The 21,831-nt window shown below is 56.4% G+C and carries 17 protein-coding genes; 5 read left to right on the top strand and 12 right to left on the bottom strand.

Annotated features, from left to right (window positions below; all coding sequences use genetic code 11):
- Positions 1-26: 26 nt before the first annotated feature.
- Entirely contained in the window at positions 27-2,933 is a 2,907-nt protein-coding gene (glnE, locus tag AC5JQH_RS13705) for a bifunctional [glutamate--ammonia ligase]-adenylyl-L-tyrosine phosphorylase/[glutamate--ammonia-ligase] adenylyltransferase (protein WP_008170882.1), read from the bottom strand.
- An 80-nt stretch (positions 2,934-3,013) separates the two neighbouring features.
- Here glnE and AC5JQH_RS13700 point away from each other — a divergent pair, with 80 nt between their 5' ends.
- Positions 3,014-4,165: an ion channel gene (locus tag AC5JQH_RS13700; RefSeq protein WP_008170884.1), complete on the top strand. Its 1,152-nt coding sequence runs from the start codon at positions 3,014-3,016 to the stop codon at positions 4,163-4,165.
- Here the strand turns inward: AC5JQH_RS13700 and AC5JQH_RS13695 are convergent.
- The 6 genes from AC5JQH_RS13695 to typA all read right to left on the bottom strand — a co-directional run bounded on the left by AC5JQH_RS13695 (position 4,159) and on the right by typA (position 9,457).
- Positions 4,159-5,022, bottom strand: a complete 864-nt coding sequence (locus AC5JQH_RS13695; protein WP_008170885.1) for a CYTH domain-containing protein — start codon at positions 5,020-5,022, stop codon at positions 4,159-4,161. The genes AC5JQH_RS13700 and AC5JQH_RS13695 overlap by 7 nt on opposite strands.
- Before the next feature lie 93 nt (positions 5,023-5,115).
- Positions 5,116-5,385: a hypothetical protein gene (locus AC5JQH_RS13690; RefSeq protein ID WP_008170887.1), complete on the bottom strand. Its 270-nt coding sequence runs from the start codon at positions 5,383-5,385 to the stop codon at positions 5,116-5,118.
- A 25-nt stretch (positions 5,386-5,410) separates the two neighbouring features.
- Positions 5,411-5,533 (bottom strand): hypothetical protein, encoded by a 123-nt coding sequence (locus tag AC5JQH_RS13685; protein WP_008170889.1) that lies wholly within the window; start codon positions 5,531-5,533, stop codon positions 5,411-5,413.
- 498 nt (positions 5,534-6,031) lie between these two features.
- On the bottom strand, positions 6,032-6,478 hold the full coding sequence (gene dtd / locus AC5JQH_RS13680; RefSeq protein ID WP_039881843.1) for a D-aminoacyl-tRNA deacylase: 447 nt from the start codon (positions 6,476-6,478) through the stop codon (positions 6,032-6,034).
- Between the two features lie 92 nt (positions 6,479-6,570).
- Positions 6,571-7,533 carry a prolyl aminopeptidase gene (gene pip, locus AC5JQH_RS13675; RefSeq protein ID WP_008170892.1) on the bottom strand — a complete coding sequence of 321 codons (963 nt, stop codon included), beginning with the start codon at positions 7,531-7,533 and terminating at the stop codon, positions 6,571-6,573.
- A 112-nt stretch (positions 7,534-7,645) separates the two neighbouring features.
- Positions 7,646-9,457, bottom strand: coding sequence for a translational GTPase TypA (gene typA / locus AC5JQH_RS13670; RefSeq protein ID WP_008170894.1), 1,812 nt, complete (start codon positions 9,455-9,457; stop codon positions 7,646-7,648).
- A gap of 560 nt (positions 9,458-10,017) precedes the next feature.
- On the opposite strand from typA, the gene glnA reads away from it, so the two are divergent.
- The 4 genes from glnA (at position 10,018) to ntrC (ending at position 14,893) form a co-directional block, all read left to right on the top strand.
- Positions 10,018-11,421 (top strand): glutamate--ammonia ligase, encoded by a 1,404-nt coding sequence (gene glnA / locus AC5JQH_RS13665; RefSeq protein ID WP_104271624.1) that lies wholly within the window; start codon positions 10,018-10,020, stop codon positions 11,419-11,421.
- A 174-nt stretch (positions 11,422-11,595) separates the two neighbouring features.
- On the top strand, positions 11,596-12,120 hold the full coding sequence (locus AC5JQH_RS13660; protein ID WP_493805685.1) for a DUF4124 domain-containing protein: 525 nt from the start codon (positions 11,596-11,598) through the stop codon (positions 12,118-12,120).
- 254 nt (positions 12,121-12,374) lie between these two features.
- Positions 12,375-13,469, top strand: a complete 1,095-nt coding sequence (gene glnL, locus AC5JQH_RS13655) for a nitrogen regulation protein NR(II) (RefSeq protein WP_493805981.1) — start codon at positions 12,375-12,377, stop codon at positions 13,467-13,469.
- Entirely contained in the window at positions 13,466-14,893 is a 1,428-nt protein-coding gene (ntrC, locus tag AC5JQH_RS13650; RefSeq protein ID WP_008170898.1) for a nitrogen regulation protein NR(I), read from the top strand. The genes glnL and ntrC overlap by 4 nt, the downstream gene beginning before the upstream one ends.
- A gap of 61 nt (positions 14,894-14,954) precedes the next feature.
- Here the strand turns inward: ntrC and AC5JQH_RS13645 are convergent, their stop codons facing one another.
- From AC5JQH_RS13645 to AC5JQH_RS13625, 5 genes are read right to left on the bottom strand one after another with little or no spacing between them, the layout of a single operon-like run.
- Positions 14,955-19,637, bottom strand: coding sequence for a LamG-like jellyroll fold domain-containing protein (locus AC5JQH_RS13645; protein ID WP_493805684.1), 4,683 nt, complete (start codon positions 19,635-19,637; stop codon positions 14,955-14,957).
- Positions 19,634-20,047: a hypothetical protein gene (locus AC5JQH_RS13640; RefSeq protein ID WP_008170901.1), complete on the bottom strand. Its 414-nt coding sequence runs from the start codon at positions 20,045-20,047 to the stop codon at positions 19,634-19,636. The genes AC5JQH_RS13645 and AC5JQH_RS13640 overlap by 4 nt, the downstream gene beginning before the upstream one ends.
- Positions 20,037-20,813, bottom strand: coding sequence for a prepilin-type N-terminal cleavage/methylation domain-containing protein (locus AC5JQH_RS13635; RefSeq protein WP_008170903.1), 777 nt, complete (start codon positions 20,811-20,813; stop codon positions 20,037-20,039). Before AC5JQH_RS13635 ends, AC5JQH_RS13640 begins: the two co-directional genes overlap by 11 nt.
- Positions 20,813-21,304, bottom strand: coding sequence for a type IV pilus modification PilV family protein (locus AC5JQH_RS13630; protein ID WP_008170905.1), 492 nt, complete (start codon positions 21,302-21,304; stop codon positions 20,813-20,815). The genes AC5JQH_RS13635 and AC5JQH_RS13630 overlap by 1 nt, the downstream gene beginning before the upstream one ends.
- Positions 21,301-21,765, bottom strand: coding sequence for a type II secretion system protein (locus AC5JQH_RS13625; protein ID WP_286811377.1), 465 nt, complete (start codon positions 21,763-21,765; stop codon positions 21,301-21,303). The genes AC5JQH_RS13630 and AC5JQH_RS13625 overlap by 4 nt, the downstream gene beginning before the upstream one ends.
- Positions 21,766-21,831 lie beyond the last annotated feature (66 nt).

The following is a 21,831-nucleotide window of genomic DNA, read 5'->3' as shown; positions in this document are numbered from 1 at the left end:
GAAAATCTGCCGGAATTGAATTTGCCTCAGGCCTCAATCATCACTTTTTTCCACATGGCACGGATGTAGTCACGCTCCTCTGTGAAGGCATCGCCATCGACCTGGCTATTGAGGTTCTGGAGCGCCCGTCGGTGGATGGTGGAGCGAAGGGCGATGAAGGTTTCCCTGAGTTTTTCGGCATCTTCCACAGCCATCACCCCGGCGCGCCCCAGCTCCTCCATCTGGCGAATGTTATCGGACCACTGGGTCAGCTCCGGGTGCTCAGCGGACCACGCCAGCATCAGGTACTGGACGATAAACTCGATATCAACGATGCCGCCGGTATCATGCTTGATATGAAACACCTCGTCCTGCCGGCTTTCCGGCGTGGCCAGACTGGCCCGCATCTTCTCCCGCATTTCGACCACTTCGTTCCGGAGTTTCTCACGGTCACGGGGCTGACAAAGGATCTCGTGGCGTATGGATTCAAAAGCTTCAAGGGTCTCCGTGCATCCGGCAACACCCCGGGCCCGGGCAAGCGCCTGATGCTCCCAGGTCCAGGCGTCCTCGCGCTGATATTTTTCGAAGGCCTGCAGAGTACTGACCAGCAGCCCGGAGTTACCGGACGGCCTCAAGCGCATATCAACCTCATAAAGCTGCCCCGAGGGCGTCTGGGTGTTGAGGATGTGGACGATCCTTTGCCCAAGCCGCGTGTAAAAAACCGCATTGTCGATGGGCTTTTCACCGTCGGTGGCCAGCTCCGGATCAGCTTTGTGCACAAACACCAGGTCAAGATCGGAGGTATAGCCCAGTTCGATCCCGCCCAGCTTGCCATAGCCAATGATGGCAAAATCGGTTTCACAGGCGGAGCCATCTTCCCGGCGCGGATAGCCGTGGCGGCTGACCAGGTTGGCGAAGGCTACGTCCACCACATGATCCAGAACAACCTCGGCGATCCAGGTGAGGTAGTCACTGACCTTCATCAACGGCAGAGTACCTTTGAGCTCCGACGCCGCTACCCGCAGGATATGGGCTTTCTTGAAATGCCGCAGTGACTCCATCTGCTCTTCCAGATCCTCAAACGGAATCCGAAGCATCTGCTGGCGCAAATCATCCTGCAATTCTGCTTTCGCGGGTGGGCTGTACAGGCTCTCGGCGTTCAACAGCTCATCCAGCAGGAGCGGTGTTTCCGCCAGCTGCCTGGCAATCCAGGGGCTCTCACTGCACAACCGCACCAGTTGGGTACAGGCGCCCGGATTTTCCAGCAGCAACACCATGTAGGCCGTGCGACGCAGTATGGCTTCCACCAGCTGCAACACCCTGGACAGGGTCTCGGACGGGTTATCAACCTGGGTGAGCGCCTCAAGCAGCATGGGCATGAACTGATTGAGTCGCCGGCGCCCCTGGGTCTGTAGATTCTGAACAGTCCTGTTTTCACGAAGTTCAGCCAGCTCCGCCAACGTAGCACCGGGGTCTTCATAGCCCCGTGATTTGAGCCAGTCGGCGGCGGCCGCCTCTTCCATTTCGGAAAGCCAGAGCTCGAACCACCCTTCTTCGAGGGCCCCCTGCCCCTCATCTTCGTCATCTTCCGTGGTAATAATGTTGGAAAAATGCGTGGCGACCCGCTCCCGGTGTTCTCTGAGGCACTGTTCGCACGCCTGCCAGTTCTCGAAATCCATAATTGTGGCGACCCGTGCCCGGGACAGCTCATCTTCCGGCAGCAACTGGGTTTGCTTGTCTTCCATACCCTGGAGCGCATGCTCCAGGTTTCTGAGAAACACATAGGCGTCGCGAAGCTCACCAACCACCGGCGACGGCAACAGCTCGAGCTCTTCCAGCTCTTTCAGGATGACCAGCAGCTCCCGCTGCTGAAGCTCCCTGTCCCGGCCACCGCGAATGAGCTGGAATGCCTGAACCACAAACTCGATCTCTCGGATACCGCCGCTACCCAGCTTGATATTGTTTTCGAGCCCCTTTCTGCGCACCTCCCGGCCAATCATGGCCTTCATGCTACGCAGGGACTCGAACGCGCTGAAATCGATGTACTTGCGGTACACGAAGGGGCGCAGCGTCTCCATGAGCACCTGACCCGCCCTTTGATCGCCCGCCACCACCCGGGCCTTGACCATGGCGTACCGCTCCCAATCCCGCCCCTGGTCCTGATAGTAGGTTTCCAGAGCAGCAAAACTCAGCGCCAGCGCGCCACTCTGGCCATAAGGCCGGAGACGCATGTCCACCCGGAACACAAAACCATCTGCCGTAATCTGGTCCAGAGCCTGGATCAGCCGCTGGCCAAGGCGAACGAAGAACTGCTGATTATCCAGTGAGCGCCGCCCGCCAACGGTTTCCCCCTTGCTCGGAAAGGCAAAGATAAGATCAATGTCCGAGGAGACGTTCAGCTCCCGACCACCCAGCTTACCCATACCCAGAACCACCATTTTCTGGTCGGTTTCCTGGCCGGTTACCGGGTCAGCCCCTCGAGGCGTACCGTATTGCTCGCAGGCGTCCTGGTATAGCCAGCTGAGCGCTCCATCAATACAGATATCGGCAAATACACTCGTCGCCGACATGGTCTCAGCCAGGTCTGCCCATCGCATCAGATCCCGCCATATAATCCGGAACTGGGTCTCCATGCGGAATTGTCTGAGGGCCGAGTGCAGGCCAGGCTCACCATCAACTTCAGAGAGATACTCTTGCCATCGACTTTCCAGATAATCCGGAGTGGTTGGCTCAGACAACGAACGAGAGGCCATCAATGCCTCTACCTGATCGGCATGGCGTTCCAGAGTCTGGCGAAGGAACAAACTGCGGGAGATCGCCGTAGCCACTAAGGTGTCATCCATACCCTCCGGTGAGGTCAACCAGGCCGGAACCCCTTCCGGGAACACTGATTCCCAGCACCCGGCGACATCATCCGCCAGCGGTTTCGGAAGGCTGTGCCATGGCTCGGACATAATGCAAACCCCTGTCTCTCTGTTATATTTCGGGTACTGTATAACGAACTTACCCGCAACTGAACAGGCCGCAGACACGGATGCAACGAAACCGCCGCCCACTGAATCCGGAGCATCAGCAAACTCACCTGCCCATGGGCGGGATGATTCGGAGCCGGATGAAGCGCCTCTTTGCGATCCTGGGAACACTGCTATTGGTGCAGGTCCTGATCATCTGGGCGGTCGAGGACCTGGAACTATTCGAAGCCGCCTGGCTGACCATGACCACGCTGGTAACGGTCGGCTATGGCGATTACGCACCCCAGACGATGATCGGGCGGTTCAGCACCATTGTGCTGATGTTTATCTCCTCAATTACGCTGCTGACACTGATCGTCAGCGACTATATCGAATACCGGTTCTACCGCCGGGAACGTATTTTGTCGGGAAGGTGGATCTATAAAATGAATAACCACATCATCATCATTAACACGCCCCAGCACGGCGGCGACCAGTATTTTATGAGATTTGCTTCCCAGATTCGGGAGATTCCAGGGTACGAAACCATTCCAATCATGATTCTGACCCGGAAGTTTCCAATGGGGCTACCCACCGAGCTCTCGGACATCGGGGTGGTGCATCACCACGGAGCAGGCTTTGATCCAGAGGCGCTGAAGGCCGTCCATGCAGGCAGCGCGAGGCATATCATTGTGCTGGCCGCAGACGAAGCGGACCCATTTTCAGACAGCCTGACGTTCGATATTGCCCACCGCCTCACAGAAATCAATCTGGGCCATCGCACCATTGTCGAGTGTGTAAACGACCAGAACCGTGGGCGCTTCAAATCCCTCGGAGTGCGCATTGTGCTCCGCCCAGTGAGAACATACCCGGAGATTATGGTTCGTTCTGTGGTTGCACCCGGTTCCGAGAAAGTGCTGGAAGATATGTTCAACTACGAGCATGACCACCCTCATCGTTATGACTTGCAGCTGGACGACCTGAATTGGGCCGACATCGTAAGCGCTCTGGTACGCCATGGCATTGGCACCGCTCTCGCCTACATTGATGAAGATGACGAGGTTATCTGTCATCCGCCAACCAACGAAGAAATCGAAGGCAAGGGGCTGATAGTACTGGTTAAATCTTCTGAAACACCGGAGGTCTCTGTGGTGCAGGAAGCACTGGAGCGGTACCGGGCATTCCTGAAGCAGTGGCGCGCCCATTCCGCGGATCAGGAAACCGGCGATTACTGACCGGCAGTGGCAAGCTGTAACTGGAGGACACCCAACGTCGTGGAGCCTTCAGCGAGATCACGAATTGCAGCGCCCGTGGCCAGATCAGACATCACACACTCCCAGAGTTCACCGCACCCTGCGGCGCCAGCCGCATTTGCGACGCGCGACAGGTCGTATTCCTGTGCAGGAAACGGCTGATCCAGCAACCAACAGACACTCAAGGCCTGAAGGAATTCGGTAATGGAAAGCGCCTCGCTTTTACGCGCCGGCTCCGGGTGATACAGGCCCGCCAGAAAATAGCCCTGCTCGGCCTTACTGACCAGATTCAGGAAAACCGGCACTTCCCTGGCCAGCTCGAGCGCCCAAGCCACCAGCTTGCTGTCGTCCCCACTCTTGAGCTCAAACTCCACCTCGTGGAGCGGCCACCTGGCATCATTGCCGGCCACAGTGCCGGAATCGACTGCTATCTCAATGGAAGTCTGCCCTTCTTCCAGCCAGAGCACCTGGCGCTGAAAGTTGGTTTCAAACACAATCTGGAGCCGGCTGAGGTCCAACCCGGCATTCAGCGGTGTGTCTTCCAGTAACGACAAAGCCAGTTCAGGACTGGATACAGGCCACTCCCACTCCTCGCGTCGGTGGGCGCCATCAACGAATTCGCCCCGGGTTTTCAGGGTCTGGATATAGTCATCACCTGCTTTGCGAACCCTCAGCGCAGCTTTGGCTCGATTCAGATCGGCATTGGGCGTGTCGAAATAGTGATTGATCAGGGATTTGGTTTTTCCAGCTCGGACTTCAGGAAGTGAGGAAAGCCACTTTAAAGCCTGTGCCTGTGCGGCCTCAGAAACACTGAGCTTGATTTCCAGTTCGGTTGCCATGCCAATGCCTTATTTTTCGGGATTCATAAACGCAAAAAACCGGCGACCCTGAGGTCGCCGGTTTTCATACTACAGGATTAGCCGATTGGCTGATCAGAAGTAGTAAACACCACCAACGGAAGCGATAGAACGCTCGCTTTCGTCAGCAACGCCGTATACACCGTCGTCACCGCCACCGAGGTAGCCTTCGAAGTACACATACATGTGGTCAGACAGGTTGTGCAGAGCCTGGAAGGTTACGGTAGAAGTTTCAGTGTCGTTGGCGTCGTCAGCCAGGGGCGAATTCGTGGTCGTGCTAAACACCGATGGTGGAACCGTTGTCAGCGTGCTCAACTTCAGAGCTTCCGCCTTTGACGCTGTCATGGTACAGAACGTACTGGATGTTACCTTACACGGTCGGCATGGAATCCATTTTGGCTGCCAGCTCGGAAGCAGACATGGTTTCCTGGGCCAGCGCGGAGCCAGAGAACGTTGCGACTGCGATAGCAGATGCGAGGAGCGTTTTTTTCATGTTGCGCCTTCCTTTTTGAGTTAACTCAGGTTTTAGCGACGGGTTCTTATCCCGATTTTGTAAGGCTTCACCAGTCAGGCTGGATGAGGCCGATTCTGCATCACCCTATGTCAGTTTTATGACAAAGGAGTAACTTTTCTTCTTTTTCGAATAAATCTTGCAGATTCCAGATCTATACAGCTCAATCACTTATCGAACTTTCTTAAAGTTCTGGATGATGAAAATGCTTTAATACAATCATTCTCATTTTGCAAATTAACTGCAGTGCGTTTTTAGCTCTTTTGGCACCAGAAACGCAATCATTTATGCAATTTTGTGCTCGTGAGCTGCGTTACAGTTGCATATCAAATCCGAGGCCAGATTTTAACAAACCCCTTATCAACAAAACTTAGACTGAAAAAACCCTTGGATCGCAACGACTCCGAGGACATTTCCGCACCATTAAAGGCCGGCATGACCACCCGCGCACTACAATAGCGCAAATACTTATACACTCTGTTATCGAGTCTCGAGCATGAACGTGACGGGCCCGTCATTCACCAACCCGACCTTCATATCTGCGCCAAATCTGCCCTCACCCACCTTTTCCGGCCCCAAACCGGAACGTGCTTCTACCACAAACCGTTCATACAGCGTGTTGGCGGCATCCGGCCCCGCTGCAAGAGAGAAGCCCGGCCTGGTTCCGGAGGACGTATCCGCCGCCAAAGTAAACTGGGAAACAACAAGAAGGGAACCACCGATATCCAGCAGGCTACGATTCATCCGGCCAGTCTCATCGGGAAACACACGATAAGTGAGGATTTTTCGGCAAAGCTCCCTTGCCTCGTGCTCGCTATCTCCCTTTTCCACACCCAGCAACAGCAAAAGGCCTGTGTCGATCGAGGCTATCTGCTCACCGTCCACGGTAACACTGGCTTGCGACACTCGCTGGATCAATCCTTTCATTCACTGCCTTGAGGACGTTTGAACAGGCGAACATTAAGATCGGGCAAGAGTGTATCCGTGGCCATTACGGGCCGCAACCCTGAAAACGGGATTCAGCCAGCACTTTTTTCAGTTTTCGCGACAACGGACTCAACACCGCGAATGAGGGCATCAACAATCGCCGGCTCGGAAGCCGAGTGGCCGGCGTCGCGAATGATCTGGAATTCCGCTTCCGGCCAGGCCTTGCTGAGTGCCAGCGCATTCTCCAGAGGGCAGACCATATCGTATCTGCCGTGGACGATTATTCCGGGAATGTCCGCCAGGCGGCCTGCATCGCGAATGATCTGGTCCGGCTCGAGAAAGGCCGAATTCATGAAATAGTGGCATTCAATGCGGGCCAGGGCGATGGCCACATGAGGATGGCCAAAGTGCTCAACGACCCTCGGGTTCGGGTGCAGCGTCGCACACCTGCCCTCCCAGACCGACCAGGCCTTGGCCGCCTGGATCTGCTCCAGCTCGTTGGAACTGGTCAGCTTGCGATAGTAGGCCGAAACCATGTCAGCCCGGTCGGCTTCCGGAATCTGCGCCTCGAAGTCAGACCAGTAATCCGGGAACACCCGGCTCGCCCCCTCCTGATAAAACCAGTGAATATCCCGCGGCCGACAGAGAAAAATCCCACGAAGAACCAGTCCCGACACCCTTTCCGGATGGGCCTCGGCGTATACCAGGCTGAGAGTCGCCCCCCAACTGCCACCAAATAGAAGCCACTTGTCGATACCGAGAAACGAACGTACCACTTCCATGTCTTCAACCAGCTTGTCCGTGCTGTTGCCTTCGAGCTCTGCCAGGGGGCTGGACCGCCCGGCGCCGCGCTGATCCATCAGAATGATCCGGAATCTCTCAGCGTCGAAAAAGCGCCGATGGTAGTCTTCACAGCCGCCACCGGGGCCGCCGTGGACCACCAGGACAGGTATCCCGTCCGGGTTCCCGCTTTCCTCAACGTAGAGTTCATGGGGAGGATCAACGGCTATGCGATGCTGGGCATTGGGCTTGATTTCCGGGTAGAGGGTGAGCATGAAACGCTCCGCGTGAAGGATTTAACCGGAGTTTAGCTTAACACCATAAAAAAAGGGCCAGATGAAAGATTCATCCAGCCCTTGTTACCCATGCTCGATAAGAGCCGGGCGGTTACTTCTTGTTGGCGCGCTTGCGCTCGTTTTCGGTCAGAAGTTTCTTGCGCAGCCGGATGGACTTCGGCGTTACCTCAACCAGCTCGTCGTCATCAATAAACTCAAGCGCCTGCTCAAGGGTGAACTTGATCGGCGGCACGAGACCAATGACTTCATCCTTGCCAGAGGCCCGCATGTTGTCGAGCTTTTTGGCCTTGGTGGGGTTGACCACCAGGTCGTTGTCCCGGCTGTGAATACCACACAACTGCCCTTCATAAATTTCCTGCCCCGGATCCAGGAACAGCTTGCCACGGCTCTGCAGGGTTTCCAGAGAGTAGGTAAAAGCGGTACCCGTAGCCATAGAAACGATGACACCGTTCTGGCGACTGGTTACATCGCCAACTTTGATCGGGCCGTAGTGGCTGAAAGTCGAAGTCAGAATGCCAGTGCCTGAAGTCATGGTAAGGAAGGTGTTCCGGAAACCAATCAGGCCCCGGGCTGGAATGGTATAGTCCAAACGCATCCGGCCCTTGCCATCCGGAACCATATTGGTCAGGTCGCCTTTACGCAGCCCCATTTGCTCCATGACGGCACCCTGATGCTGCTCCTCGATATCAACAATGACGTTCTCGTAAGGCTCCTGCTTCACGCCGTCAACTTCGCGGATAACAACTTCCGGACGACCAACCGCCAGCTCAAAGTTCTCGCGACGCATGTTTTCAATCAGTACAGACAGATGCAACTCGCCACGACCGGATACCTTGAACTTGTCCGCGGAGTCGCCCTCTTCAACACGCAGCGCCACATTGTGCAGCAGCTCCTTTTCAAGGCGCTCCTTGATGTTCCGGCTGGTGACGTACTTGCCTTCCTTGCCGGCAAAAGGCGAATCGTTGACCTGGAAGGTCATGGACACGGTCGGCTCATCCACCGTCAGTGCCGGCAGAGCTTCAACGTTGGCCTGATCACAAAGAGTGTCAGAGATAAACAGCTCGTCCATGCCACTGACACAGACGATGTCGCCAGCCTGAGCTTCTTCGACTTCAACACGCTGAAGACCGGAATGTCCCATGATCTTGAGGATACGGCCGTTACGCTTCTTGCCGTTGGCGCCAATGGCGGTTACCGGCGAATTGGTCTTGACCTTACCGCGCATGATACGACCAATACCGATCACACCGAGGAAGCTGTTGTAGTCCAGCTGGGAGATCTGCATCTGGAACGGGCCATCCGGATCCACGTTCGGCGCCGGCACGTGGTCAACAATCGCCTGGAACACGGCATCCATGTTGTCATCCAGGTTTTCGTGATCCATCCCGGCAATGCCGTTCAGAGCGCTGGCAAACACAATCGGGAAGTCCAGCTGCTCATCAGTGGCTCCCAGGTTGTCAAACAGGTCGAATACCTGGTCCACGACCCAGTCTGGACGAGCGCCGGGACGGTCAATCTTGTTAACCACGACGATCGGGCGCAGGCCCGCGGCAAATGCCTTCTGGGTAACAAACCGGGTCTGAGGCATGGGGCCGTCAATGGAATCAACCACCAGCAGCACGCAATCGACCATGCTCATGACTCGCTCAACCTCACCGCCGAAATCAGCGTGGCCCGGGGTGTCCACAATATTGATATCGTAGTCGTTCCATTTCAGGGCCGTGTTCTTGGCCAGAATGGTAATGCCCCGTTCTTTTTCCTGATCGTTGGAATCCATGACCCGCTCGCTATCGAGCTCCTTCCGATCCAGGGTGCCGGATTGGCGCAAGAGCTGGTCTACGAGGGTAGTCTTACCATGGTCAACGTGGGCGATGATGGCGATATTACGAAGTTTTTCAATCACAAAAATATTCCTGCGGCATGCACTCAATGACCTGAGAAGGTCTATCGCAGGGAGAATCCCAGCACATGCCGTCTCAAATCCGTAAAATGAACTCATTCACCGGAGCTGGCTGCCCGGCACCCTGCATGGTGCTTTCCGATCCACGATCAAGAAATGACAGGGTAAAAAATGAAGCGGCGCGCAGTATAGCGAAAAGTCGGTGTCGTTAATATGAAGAAAAACGCCTATTCTATATTCGGAACGGATGCACCTGATCAGGGCAAAAATCCAATAAACGCACCAACAAGGTGCACCATTTGAGTGCAGGTTTTCGCCACAGGGCGAGCATTCTCGTTCCAATATGCCCCAAACCCTTGCAGTTGCGCTGTTCTGGAGCATGCCCTAAAAATTGGCAAGCGCCTTGCTTTATCGAAATCAGCCGAAATTTACAGGTAAGACGCAACAGCATTTGCTAAGCTGCGCGAACCTGAGAAACAGATCGGAACCCGTTAGCCCGGGCGATCCGGCGCCACGAACATGAATACAGCCGCCTGTGCGGTATAACTTACGGAGCATGCACAATGTCCAAGACAGTTGATTTGATCAAAGAACACGAAGTCAAATGGGTTGACCTGCGCTTCACTGACAGCCGCGGTAAAGAGCAGCACGTAACACTGCCTGCCACCGAAGTAGATGAAGACTTTTTCGCAGACGGCAAAATGTTTGACGGCTCCTCTATTGCGGGCTGGAAAGGCATCAACGAATCCGACATGATCCTGATGCCGGACGACGAGACCTCTGTACTCGATCCGTTCACCGAAGAAACCACCGTGAACATCACCTGCAACATCGTAGAGCCCTCTACCATGCAGGGTTACGAGCGTGATCCGCGCTCTGTCGCCCGTCGTGCAGAAGAATACCTCAAGTCCACCGGCATCGCCGACGGCGCGCTGTTCGGCCCGGAGCCGGAATTCTTCGTGTTTGACTCCGTAAAGTGGAACGTAGACATGCAGGGCGCGATGTACCACATCCACTCTGAAGAAGCTGCCTGGGTTTCCGGCGAAGATTTCGACCGCAACAACATCGGTCACCGCCCGGGCGTAAAAGGCGGCTACTTCCCGGTTCCCCCGGTTGATAGCCTGCACGACCTGCGTGGCGCCATGTGTGCCGCCATGGAATCCATGGGCCTGGACATCGAAGTACACCACCACGAAGTCGGCACCGCCGGCCAGTGTGAAATCGGTGTTGGCGCCAACACGCTGACCAAAAAGGCTGACGAAGTTCAGATCCTCAAGTACTGCGTGCACAACGTTGCCCATGCCTATGGCAAGACTGCCACCTTCATGCCCAAGCCGGTTGTCGGCGACAACGGTTCCGGCATGCATGTTCACATGTCCCTGAGCAAAGACGGCAAGAACCTGTTCGCCGGTGACAGCTACGCTGGCCTGAGCGAAGCCGCTCTGTACTACATTGGTGGTGTTATCAAGCACGCCAAGGCCATCAACGCCTTCACCAACAGCTCCACCAACTCATACAAGCGTCTGGTTCCGGGCTTCGAAGCGCCGGTTATGCTGGCCTACTCTGCTCGTAACCGCTCAGCCTCTATCCGGATCCCGTACGTGAACAGCCCGAAGGCGCGTCGTATCGAAGTTCGCTTCCCTGACCCCTCTGCCAACCCGTACCTGGCCTTCGCAGCGCTTATGATGGCCGGCCTGGACGGCATCCAGAACAAGATCCACCCTGGCGATGCCATGGACAAGGATCTGTACGACCTGCCGAAGGAAGAGGCCCTGAGCATCCCGACGGTTGCCGAGACTCTGTCCGAAGCTCTGGACTGCCTGGAAGCAGATCACGAGTTCCTGACTCGCGGCGGCGTATTCACCGAAGACATGATCGCGGGCTATGTAGATCTGAAGCGCGGTGAAGTCGAAAAACTGAATATGACCACTCACCCGGTTGAGTTCGACCTGTACTACTCCTGCTAATAACCTCTTCCCAGAGGACCAGCAGACAAGCCCCGCCCCTGTGCGGGGCTTTTTTGTGAGCGAAAGCACAGTGCCTGCAGCCCTTAACGATATGTAACCAACATCCGGGCGACAGGCGTTGAAAACACCCCGGGCCCCGCCGATAATCGGGGAAACCCAATAACAGGTGAGCTTATGAATCCAAAGTCTGGATTGTGTGCCGGCCTTCTGTTTTTTCTGGTAACTCCGGTCTATGCCGAGGTTTACCGCAATGTCGATTCCTACGGCAACGTGACCTACTCAGACGAGCCCAGCGAAGGCTCTGAAACGATTGAGGTCAAGCCGGTCACCACAATCACCCTGCCCAAGCCAGAGGTGGTACAGGAAACCGACAAGCTCCGGGAAGAAGTTCAGCGGGAAGGCGCTGCCTACGAAAGCGTTTCTTTCGCCTATCCGGATAACAACCAGGCGTTCCACAGTGGCAGCGGCGATGTTCAGTTCGAAGTTCGCAGCACCCCTGGCCTGCAGCCAGGCCACAAATACGAGGTGACCCTCGACGGCCAACCTGTCGGTCAGAGCTCCTCCGGCTCGATTACCGTCAACAACGTGTTCCGTGGAACCCATGAAGCTCGCGCACACATTGTGGATGAAAACGGGGTTCAGGTGAAAACCGGCTCCCCGATCACATTTACTGTTCACCGCCCTTCCGCTTTGAACTGACCCTGCCACCCCAGCTTAGCGCACTATTATGGTGCGCGCGCACCAGAAAAAAGCCATACTCTGATCAGCAACGGGGCGAATATTCCGGACTGTTCAGAGACATTTAGCCGATTTGCACCAGCTTACGGCACTTTTCAGCGCCAATAGGCCCCTCTGCCCGCACTTTGCCCACTCATTTGTGAACCTGGTTCAAAGTGGTTCGCTTTTTGCAAAACTCCGGAAGTCACTTTATGTCGAACCAACGGGATTCACGCATGGCACTGCCCTCGGCCCATCAAACGGGATACAAGAGCATTCTCGACAGCCTCACCACGGCTGTTTTGGTGCTCGAGGATAGCCTGGCTATCCAGTACCTCAACCCGGCCTCAGAAAGCCTGTTCGAAACCAGCATGACCCGCAGCCAGGGCCAGCCTTTCCAGGATATTCTGGTCGAATCCGAAGACGCCCTGAAAACCCTTTTCGCCGCCGTTCGGAACGGGCAATCCTACACTCGCAGAGAAGCTGAGTTTCTGCTCACGAGCGGTTCACGGCTTACGGTGGACTATTCCGTAACGCCTATTAGCCTGGAGCCGACTGAACTGCTGATCGAAATCCAGCCCAGGGACAGGCTGATGCGGATCAGCCGTGAGGAAGACATCATCTCCCAGCAGGAGACCACCCGTATCCTGGTGCGGGGCATGGCCCACGAGATCAAGAATCCGCTGGGCGGCATCCGTGGCGCGGCCCAGCTGCTTGATCGTGAACTCAGCAGTGAAGACCAGCGGGAATACACCCGGGTCATCATTGACGAGGCAGACCGCCTCAGAAGCCTTGTTGACCGGATGCTGGGCCCCAACAAGGCACTGAAGCTGGCGCCGACCAACATCCATGAAATACTGGAAAGAGTTGGCACCCTGCTCGAGGCTGAGAGCAAAGGGCGACTGAATTTCAAACGGGATTACGACCCCAGCATTCCGGAGTTCAAGGGTGACAAGGAACAACTGATCCAGGCGTTTCTAAACATCGCCCGGAACGCAATGGAAGCGGCCTTCGAAAACCAGGCGGGGCATAGTTCCGAGGAACCGCCGACTATTACCTTCCGCACCCGCACCCTGCGTCAGTTCACCATTGGCAACCGCCGCCACAAACTGGTGTGTCGGGTCGACGTGATCGACAACGGACCCGGAATTCCGCCGGAGCTGGTGCAGAACATTTTCTATCCGATGATCAGTGGCCGTGCCAGTGGCACCGGTCTGGGGCTTTCCATCACCCAGAGCATCATCGGTCAACACCGCGGACTGGTTGAATGCGAAAGCGAACCAGGCCGAACCGACTTCATCATCTTCCTGCCTCTGGAGGACACCCCATGAGCCAACCGGCGAACGTCTGGATCATAGACGACGACCGCAGTATTCGCTGGGTGCTGGAGCGCGCCCTTAACCAGGCCGGTATGCAGCCCCGAGTTTTTGACAGTGGTGAAAGCATCATGATGCGGCTGGAGCACGAACAGCCGGATGCCATCGTCAGCGATATCCGCATGCCCGGCGTTGACGGCATCACCCTGCTTTCCCAGATTGTGGACGTTCACCCGGACGTGCCCGTGATCATAATGACCGCCCACTCGGACCTCGAGAGCGCGGTGACCAGCTACCAGACCGGCGCGTTTGAATACCTTCCCAAGCCCTTCGATGTGGATGACGCCGTGGCACTGGTCAAACGCGCTGTGGCCCATAGCCACGAGAAGCGGGCCAGTGGTGAGCCTCAGGCCGAGATGGCCCAGCGAAACGCCGAAATTATTGGTGAAGCACCGGCCATGCAGGAAGTTTTCCGCGCCATTGGCAGGCTGTCCCACTCCAATATTACCGTGCTGATCAACGGCGAGAGCGGCACAGGCAAGGAGCTGGTGGCTCAGGCACTGCATAACCACAGCCCCAGGGCCAACCACCCGTTCATTGCCCTGAACATGGCCGCCATCCCCAAAGATCTGATTGAATCCGAACTGTTTGGCCACGAAAAAGGTGCCTTTACCGGTGCCGGCGCCGCCCGCCAGGGTCGTTTTGAACAGGCCAACGGCGGCACCCTTTTCCTCGATGAAATCGGCGACATGCCCGCGGACACCCAGACCCGACTATTGCGGGTTCTGGCCGATGGCGAGTTCTACCGCGTCGGTGGCACCACCCCGATAAAGGTGGATGTGCGCATCATCGCGGCAACGCACCAGGATCTGGAAAAGCTGGTCCAGGCGGGCACCTTCCGTGAAGACCTCTTCCACCGCCTGAACGTTATTCGCGTGCATCTGCCCAAGCTGGCCGAGCGGAGGGAAGACATCCCCCGCCTGATGCAGCACTTCCTGAAACGGGCCGCAAAAGAGCTGGCCGTAGAGCCGAAGATCCTGCGTGAAGAAGCGGAAGAATACCTGACCACCCTGCCCTGGCCGGGCAACGTCCGCCAGTTGGAGAACACCTGCCGCTGGCTGACCGTCATGGCCAGCGGTCGCGAGATCCATATCGATGACCTGCCCCCGGAATTGCTGCACCAGGCAGAGGCTCCAACCACCGGCACAACCTGGCAAGAGGGCCTGAAAAACTGGGCCGAGCAAGAACTCAAGCGGGGCAAGAAAGGCATTCTCGATACGGCCGTGCCCGAGTTCGAGAAAATAATGATCGAGACTGCCCTGAAGCACACCGGCGGCAGACGCCGTGATGCGTCAATACTGCTGGGCTGGGGACGGAATACGCTGACCCGGAAGATCAACGAACTGGGGATGGATCATCCGGAACACGAAGACGACTGACGATTGGCGAGCCGCCGGGGTTCGTTGATGTTTTGGGGCAGGACTCAGGTCCTGCCCTTTTTTATCGTTCCTGCCAGTAGATCACTCTGTCGTGGCCCCGATAGACGCCGAATGTCGCGGTTGCTTGCGGATTTTCCTCAACACCGTCGCCGTCGAAGTCAGACTGCCAATATAGAGGCACGGGATATTCAACCTGAACATTACCGGTGTTACCTTCTCCCGGCGCAGTGAGACGGATCGGCGCTCCAGCGGCAGGCCGACCGCTATTGATTGTCCCTGAATTGGCATCCACGGAGGTGTTCGGAGGTATGTCCGTTATCACCGCATCAGCGGTATTGTAAGCCCAGCAAATTTCATCACTGTGCAGCTCAAAATCAGTCCCGTTCCAGATCTGGACTTCAAACGGCATCGCCAGATCGAGGGTTTCAGGGCCATAAGCGTTCTCTAAAACCATTCGACCATAACGAATTGAAGCGCCAGAAGAAGACAACGTCGGCAACTCCGCCGTCGGCATTGATACCCCGTCTGAATCGGAAATATTCGTGAATGCAGTCTCGAGTCTGGCATCAAACGGGCCAATCAGGGAATTTGCATTGCGATCATAGGTAAAGGTATCTGCGCCCGCCTGATAAACCAGCGTGCCATCGCCATTCCCTATAAGCGTTGGTGTTCCGGCAACAGTTGTCACACCAGGGGCAGTGCCCTGCGCGCCAATTTCATCCGCGTCTGCGGCAGGATCAGTCCGCCCAATATCCGCGACCGTCAGCTTCTGCCAACTGTCCCGATAGTTTCGCGTCACAGGCCCGACACCACTCACACTGTATGCTCTTGCCGAAAAGATAAACTCTGGCGAAAGACCGTATCCGAAGCTCTGACCGGTGTAATTGAAACCATTGCACATGGCATCAAGCACTCCGTCCATCTGGCTATCGAGAGAGAACCTCTCCGGGTGGAACCTGCCGACTGGCCCTGAATCTCCGACCACCGTAACAGCGCGCCCGAGGAAAGCGCCGTTGATTCCAGTCGCGACCTCTATCGCACCAACCTCGTTAAAGGCCGCTGAACCGGACGCCGATCCAGAGCTGAAGCCGCTTAATCCACTCAAGCCTGCGAGTCCCGGATCAGCCGCGCCTGCGGGCCCCGCAATCAGATAACCGGCGACACTAACGGCCGCGTCAAAGCTGTCCACGGATGCGTTATCAGTGAGATCGGTGTTATTGGAGGCATCAGCATCCCCATGACCATCCGGTTGACCGTCTGCGTCTGCATCGTCAGCACTGTCGTACTGCACGGCCCGAACCGACACGTCGAATGGTCGCCCCGCCGCACTGAAGGCAGTTCCACTGGGTGCATCAGTCGCCGGGTTGCCGGCTACGGTCACTGCAAAAGCAAAGGGCCTGGCCGTTAATTCCGGTCCGGTACCTGCGATGGCGATGGGATTGTCATTCTCGTCCAAAATGAGACCGGATTCGGAGTCTTCCAGCTCCAGTGCATAGTGACCAACATCGGTAGCAATGAGCCCCAGGTTTGCAAGGCCACGGTCAAAGTCAACTGTCAGATTGGAAGTCGCTGGTCGTGACGAGGGCAACGATATACTCCCCGCACCGGCATCAAGCCCGGGCGCAGAGCCAGCTGGATCGTCTGTTTCCCGATTCAGCCAGGCCCTGAGATCCACTGCACCATCATAGGCTTCAACACGACCACACTCACCACTGGAGGGATCTCGCCTCAATACCTCGGCCTGCAAGCCGTGTGGTCGCCCGGCAATGACATCATTACCCAGGCTATCAGCCAGACCGATGACCAGCGCGTTCTCACGAAATTCGACCACATTGGAAACCCCGAACTGCCCACCGGTTATGTCCTCGGCACGGATGGTCAGTCGATCGGCGCGGGTATTTTCCAGTCCCAGAGTGATTTCCCCGTTGTCTGCAGCAACGAACTCGTATAAGGCCTGACCATCATCGACATCTGGACTCGGCGACAGGGGGCCCGACGCTGCAACCTTCTGCCAGTTGCCATGGCCGGCACTTGTCGTGATCCGCATGGTACCTTGATAACCCGTGAGCACGTTGTCGCCGGCATCCTCTGCCTGAATTCTGACATCGACGGGCGCACAAACGCTGGCGGTCGCAGGCACAGTTATGCGGAAATGATCGAGAACCTGGGCACAGGGACGACTGCGATTCGCTTCGCGAAGAATGGCCGCATCGGATAGCGCTCGGGCGTATAGGCGCACCTCATCGATCTGGCCTTCAAACTCTCGGCCGCCAAACCCCTGATCGGCGCCTATCTGAAATGGATCAGCATTCAGGAGCAACGACTCACCTGCAAACGACTGCCTCGCCCGTTCCACACCGTCAATAACGATGCGCTGTACCCCATCTCGTTTCGAGTAGGTGATGGCTGTGTGGACCCAGGTGTTCAATGGCAGTTGATAGCCCGAGGCAAAGGATCGCGAAACACCGGATTCGTTCGTCCACCACCAGTAAATCTCGCGGTTGCTGTCAACGTGGTACTCATAGTTTTCGTCTTTCGACACGATGGTTTTGATGCCACCGCCAGTTGGGAAAGCATCGACATTTATCCAGGCCATGACGGTAAGCTCATCGGTGCCGGACAAGTCATCATCATGGGGGATGTCTATGAACGAGCCGCTCGACAGGGTGGCGCCATAGCAGACTTTGGCTGGTTCCGCCGTCGCTCCATTGACGGCTCGCCCGTCCAACCCCGTTCCACGAAGCTCGACAACCTCCCCGGGATCACCTTGCCACCGAGGCCCCTCGAGGCCATAGACTGCGCGCAGAGAGAAGTCGACAACAAAATCACCGGAAAATGCCAGAAACCCTGCTTGCTCGGTGGTGTGGCTCAGATCCCGATCATTCGCCCAGTCCTCCTCGATCTTCAGCTCAACGGCATCGTTGGATACCGAGCAGCGGCGCAGCCAACCACCGTCGCCACCATCGCGGGTCAACTGAGAACCGACAACGCGGGGCGGAGAGGGGTACGATTGCAAAAAGGGTGCGCTGTCACAGCTGTTCGTTCCAGAAATGTTGTCCGGGGTAATTTGGGCCTCAGACAGAACTGTTCTACCGTCGTTATCGACAAAACTACCGATGACGCCCGGTTCAATTGCCAGATATGCGATCGTCTCTGGTCGCACAACAGAACCCGAGGTTGTCTCAGCTCGCTCAATAGCAAGATCTATTCCCGAAGCTCCCAGGCGATCGTGCGCCATCGTCAACCAGGGAACCGATCGTTCACCGGGAGACGACGTTTCGTTCTCCAGGGTTTGAATGTTGCTGATGAAAACCGGTGTTCCACCAAATCCGGTGAGAAAGTTCAGGCGCGACCAGTCCGAACCCGAAATAAACCGCCCCTGTTCCGATTGAAGCGGAACCTGGCCAACCTCAAGCCTCGTTCCATCCGGAAACGTATGTTCTCCATAGGTCACCGCAAGATAATGCACCGTCGTGTTCTGATCGCCTACATCACTGTAGCGTGTGGGCGGCTCCAACGGCACGACATCGAAGCCGTCCTCACTGATCTGGCGAATGCGAACTGCTGATGGTTCCGGATTATTGTCGTCGCTCAGAACAAACACTGCCGGGGGTGACGGATAAACCTGCTGGAAAGAAATCCGGGTAACGGCACCAGGGTTCACAGTCACTGAGCGGGATTCCATCATCAGGGGTTCAGGCTCAGGCGGCCGGACCTCGGAGTCGTAGGCAAAAGGCTCAGAGAAAGCGACCAGCCCGACACTCTCAACGACATGATTGCGCTCGGAGTCCTGGGCGGTGTCCTCGTCGATAAGCAATCCGATGCTGGAGTTGGAAATCTGGCATTGCCGAAGCCAGCCGCCGTCTTCCTCCAGCCGGCTGGTTTTGCTGGCGACCGCGATGGGCGCCGAACCATAGGAGTTGTTGAACACGAAATTGCTGCAACCGTCATCCCACCCACGCGGACCGTTCAAAATACTCTGGGACTCGAACAAAACGTTTATATTTCCAATCGCTCTGAAACTGGCCGTCGCAGGCGAAATGGCAATGAACCCGATTTGTTCGATGTTGTCCAGGTCGTAGAATTTGTTCCCACCGGAGCCGTCAAAAGCCTCACTTAACTCCAAAGCGTAATTGAACCCTGACGATGTCACTGCATCGAACACTGTTGTAAACCAAGGTTGCGAAACTTCATCCGGAACACCCGCATTCGTTTCGTTGGTCATCGTCTGAACGTCACCAATGACCACGGGCGTAGTTGAAAAACTGGTAGAAAAGTTGAAGCTTCCCCAGTTTTTCTGCCCTTGTTGTGAGTTACCGCCAAACTGGACGAAATCCTTGTTGTTGCTCCCGGATCCGCTCTCCCGGGTGCTTAGCAGACCAGCTTCAATGCGAGTGCCATCGGGCAATTGGTGCACGCCAGGCTCGACGGCCACGTAACTTACCGTCATATTGGTGTGCGGGCCATCCTCGGAGAAAGGCTCTACCTGCGCTATCTCAAACCCCGTTGAAGTGACGTTTCTGATCCGTAAAGCGGAAGCGTTAGGGCCATCATCCGTTGGCAAGGCCACAACGATGGGCGGGGAGGCATAGGTTTGCTTGAAGCTGAAAGAGAACAGCTCATTTTCACCCGATGTGGCCGGGAGATCCAAAGTGCCAGCTTCCATCTTCCAGGCATGGGCCAGGCACGGGGCCAGCAGAATCACAACCAGGATAGACCTTATCAGCGCCGTGAACTGCCTCATCGCACTCTTACCTCAATCGTTCGGGACGCAACTTCAGGCCCGCTGCCACACTGACCATTGCTGAGCAACGTAAACACGGTTTCGGGTGCCGGACTACCGTCTATATCGGCTTGCACCGAAGTACAGGTTATACCTGCGGAGCAGTTTGAGAGGCCGCCGTTGGAAAAAGTGATCGAAGAAGAAACAGAGCCACAACTGCTTCCTGACAGCGCTTCCGCCACGGCAACCTGCGCACCACTCTCCGCTGCATAAAAGGCCCTCTGGGAGAGAATCTGCTGGCTGACCGAAGCGCCCGAGCTCTCCTGCTGTTGCGCCATGCTGGTAACAATGAGTGCTAATACCGTGATGATGAACAGCGCTACCGGAAGCCCCGCCCCTATTTGCTGTTTGATGCCTCGTTCAGGGTACATTTCGGATTTGCACCTCCTGGCTGACAGTCGTTGCCTCCGAACCATCCTCGCTGGTCAAAGTGAAAGCGAATTGAACAACCGCCGCCCGCTGGAGAGTTGCCGGCAAATACCGGAAATCCACATTCCCGGCCAGATTGGCGGCCAACACCTCTCTGTCCCCCGTTGGCGGTGAAGGCTGGGTGGAGCTGGGCGAATAATCGTTATACCGATAAAGAAAGCGACCACTCCGACACAAACTGACGGGCTGACCCACCACGAACAAACGGCGCGCGGGTGATGTGGAGGTAAACCGATGGCCAGAGGAGAGCTCGATGCTCGCTGGCGACCCTGTGTTGTCAATTGACGAAATCAAAGGAGAGACGGGACCGGGATTGGTGCCATTATAAAGATCGGCAGTAGTTGTCCCATACCCGTAAACCACGGCGCGGGTAGTTCCCACTGAGGGAAGGTTCGCAAAGGCGGCGACATCAATCTGGTCAAATGCCGGGCCTCGGGTAAGCCTGACGTAGTTGGTACCCGCCTCCAGAGGCAACCACTCAATGCAATCACCTGAAGTCCGAACCGACAGAGCGAACGCCTCCCTCAGCTCACGGGTGATTTGCTCTGATACAACCACTCCCTGAAAGGCTCGGAGCTGGCGGGCGCTGACATCCAGCGCACCCTGAGTTGAAAGGCTCACAAACCGGACCGACACCGTGGCAACAATGCCAAGCAATACAATGACCATCAGCAACTCGATCAGGGTAAAACCGGCTCGCTGGTGCATCAGAAATTCGCCCTGTAGACGGAAAAACTGTAGCCCTGACCACCCGGATCGGTGATTGTCAGGTCGACTCGCTTGGCGTCCGCCGGAGCCAGACCCACTTCCCCACCTGCACACTCCACGGTGATTGAAACCCGGAAGCCAGAGTAATCCGCTGCCAGTGGGGTGCCTTCGGCATTTTCGGGCGCAGCGTCGGCGATGGCGTTGTAATCGTCGACATCATCATAGTCAGCCCGACTAGCTTCCTCCGTGTTGATTGTACAGCCGGATTGCTTCGGAACGCCCCCGACGGGCGTGTTGTCATCGTACTTTCGGCTGAGAATTTCATCCATATAGAGCTGCGCAAGCGCCACGGCGCGGGTCTGGTTCAACGGATCGGCGCTGCGGCCTGCGATCAGGGAGAAAGCCCCCACCACTCCGGCTATGGCAACACCAATGATCACGATCGTGATCACCAGCTCCACAAGTGTTGCGCCACCATGACGTGCTCTCATGACTGGCAACTTCCGGCGTAGACGGCGCCCAAAGAGCTCAGGCAGGTTTGAAAAGTGCTTTCACCGGAAAACGAGAACTGCATGTTATTGCCAGCAGAAGGTGCGCCTTTAGTATTGAATGTCACCGTCAATGGAAGAGTGTTGCCGGCAACAGCCAAAGTGGCACCCTCGTGGGCGACCTCAAAAGTCCGCTCGTTACCGGTGCCACTACCAACCACAAACCGGAAAACATTTGAATCGCGCTCGATTGTGAGCGTGTTGGCAGGATTCCCCGCCAGCGCTGCCTGCTGGGCAAGCAGCGTGGCGGAGGCAAGTTGCTGGGTGGCCAGCAGGGGGGAGAAGGCCGAGCGGCTGGCGAACAGGCCTATGCCCAGAGCGGAGAGCACTCCGATCAGGATGATGACCATGACCAGCTCGACCAGGGTGAACCCTTTCAATTTAAGGGCGCCAATAGTTTCCACGCGCCTCTCCCGAAGTACAGTTTTGTACTCAAACGCAGTGTTTATATATCAACACCGACCATAGCG

The organism is Marinobacter sp. H13 (genome assembly GCF_059072335.1).
The sequence above is the reverse complement of the archived record's forward strand: the minus strand, read 5'-3'. Positions and strand labels throughout refer to the sequence as shown.

What these genes read in the sequence shown, in the direction of transcription:
- AC5JQH_RS13640 (WP_008170901.1), bottom strand. Translation starts at nt 20,047, where the DNA reads ATGTACCCTGAACGAGGCATCAAACAGCAAATAGGGGCGGGGCTTCCG.
- dtd (WP_039881843.1), bottom strand. Translation starts at nt 6,478, where the DNA reads ATGAAAGGATTGATCCAGCGAGTGTCGCAAGCCAGTGTTACCGTGGAC.
- AC5JQH_RS13630 (WP_008170905.1), bottom strand. Translation starts at nt 21,304, where the DNA reads ATGAGAGCACGTCATGGTGGCGCAACACTTGTGGAGCTGGTGATCACG.
- AC5JQH_RS13685 (WP_008170889.1), bottom strand. Translation starts at nt 5,533, where the DNA reads ATGAAAAAAACGCTCCTCGCATCTGCTATCGCAGTCGCAACGTTCTCT.
- AC5JQH_RS13645 (WP_493805684.1), bottom strand. Translation starts at nt 19,637, where the DNA reads ATGAGGCAGTTCACGGCGCTGATAAGGTCTATCCTGGTTGTGATTCTG.
- glnL (WP_493805981.1), top strand. Translation starts at nt 12,375, where the DNA reads ATGGCACTGCCCTCGGCCCATCAAACGGGATACAAGAGCATTCTCGAC.
- pip (WP_008170892.1), bottom strand. Translation starts at nt 7,533, where the DNA reads ATGCTCACCCTCTACCCGGAAATCAAGCCCAATGCCCAGCATCGCATA.
- glnE (WP_008170882.1), bottom strand. Translation starts at nt 2,933, where the DNA reads ATGTCCGAGCCATGGCACAGCCTTCCGAAACCGCTGGCGGATGATGTC.
- AC5JQH_RS13700 (WP_008170884.1), top strand. Translation starts at nt 3,014, where the DNA reads ATGCAACGAAACCGCCGCCCACTGAATCCGGAGCATCAGCAAACTCAC.
- AC5JQH_RS13660 (WP_493805685.1), top strand. Translation starts at nt 11,596, where the DNA reads ATGAATCCAAAGTCTGGATTGTGTGCCGGCCTTCTGTTTTTTCTGGTA.
- ntrC (WP_008170898.1), top strand. Translation starts at nt 13,466, where the DNA reads ATGAGCCAACCGGCGAACGTCTGGATCATAGACGACGACCGCAGTATT.
- AC5JQH_RS13635 (WP_008170903.1), bottom strand. Translation starts at nt 20,813, where the DNA reads ATGCACCAGCGAGCCGGTTTTACCCTGATCGAGTTGCTGATGGTCATT.
- AC5JQH_RS13695 (WP_008170885.1), bottom strand. Translation starts at nt 5,022, where the DNA reads ATGGCAACCGAACTGGAAATCAAGCTCAGTGTTTCTGAGGCCGCACAG.
- AC5JQH_RS13690 (WP_008170887.1), bottom strand. Translation starts at nt 5,385, where the DNA reads ATGACAGCGTCAAAGGCGGAAGCTCTGAAGTTGAGCACGCTGACAACG.
- glnA (WP_104271624.1), top strand. Translation starts at nt 10,018, where the DNA reads ATGTCCAAGACAGTTGATTTGATCAAAGAACACGAAGTCAAATGGGTT.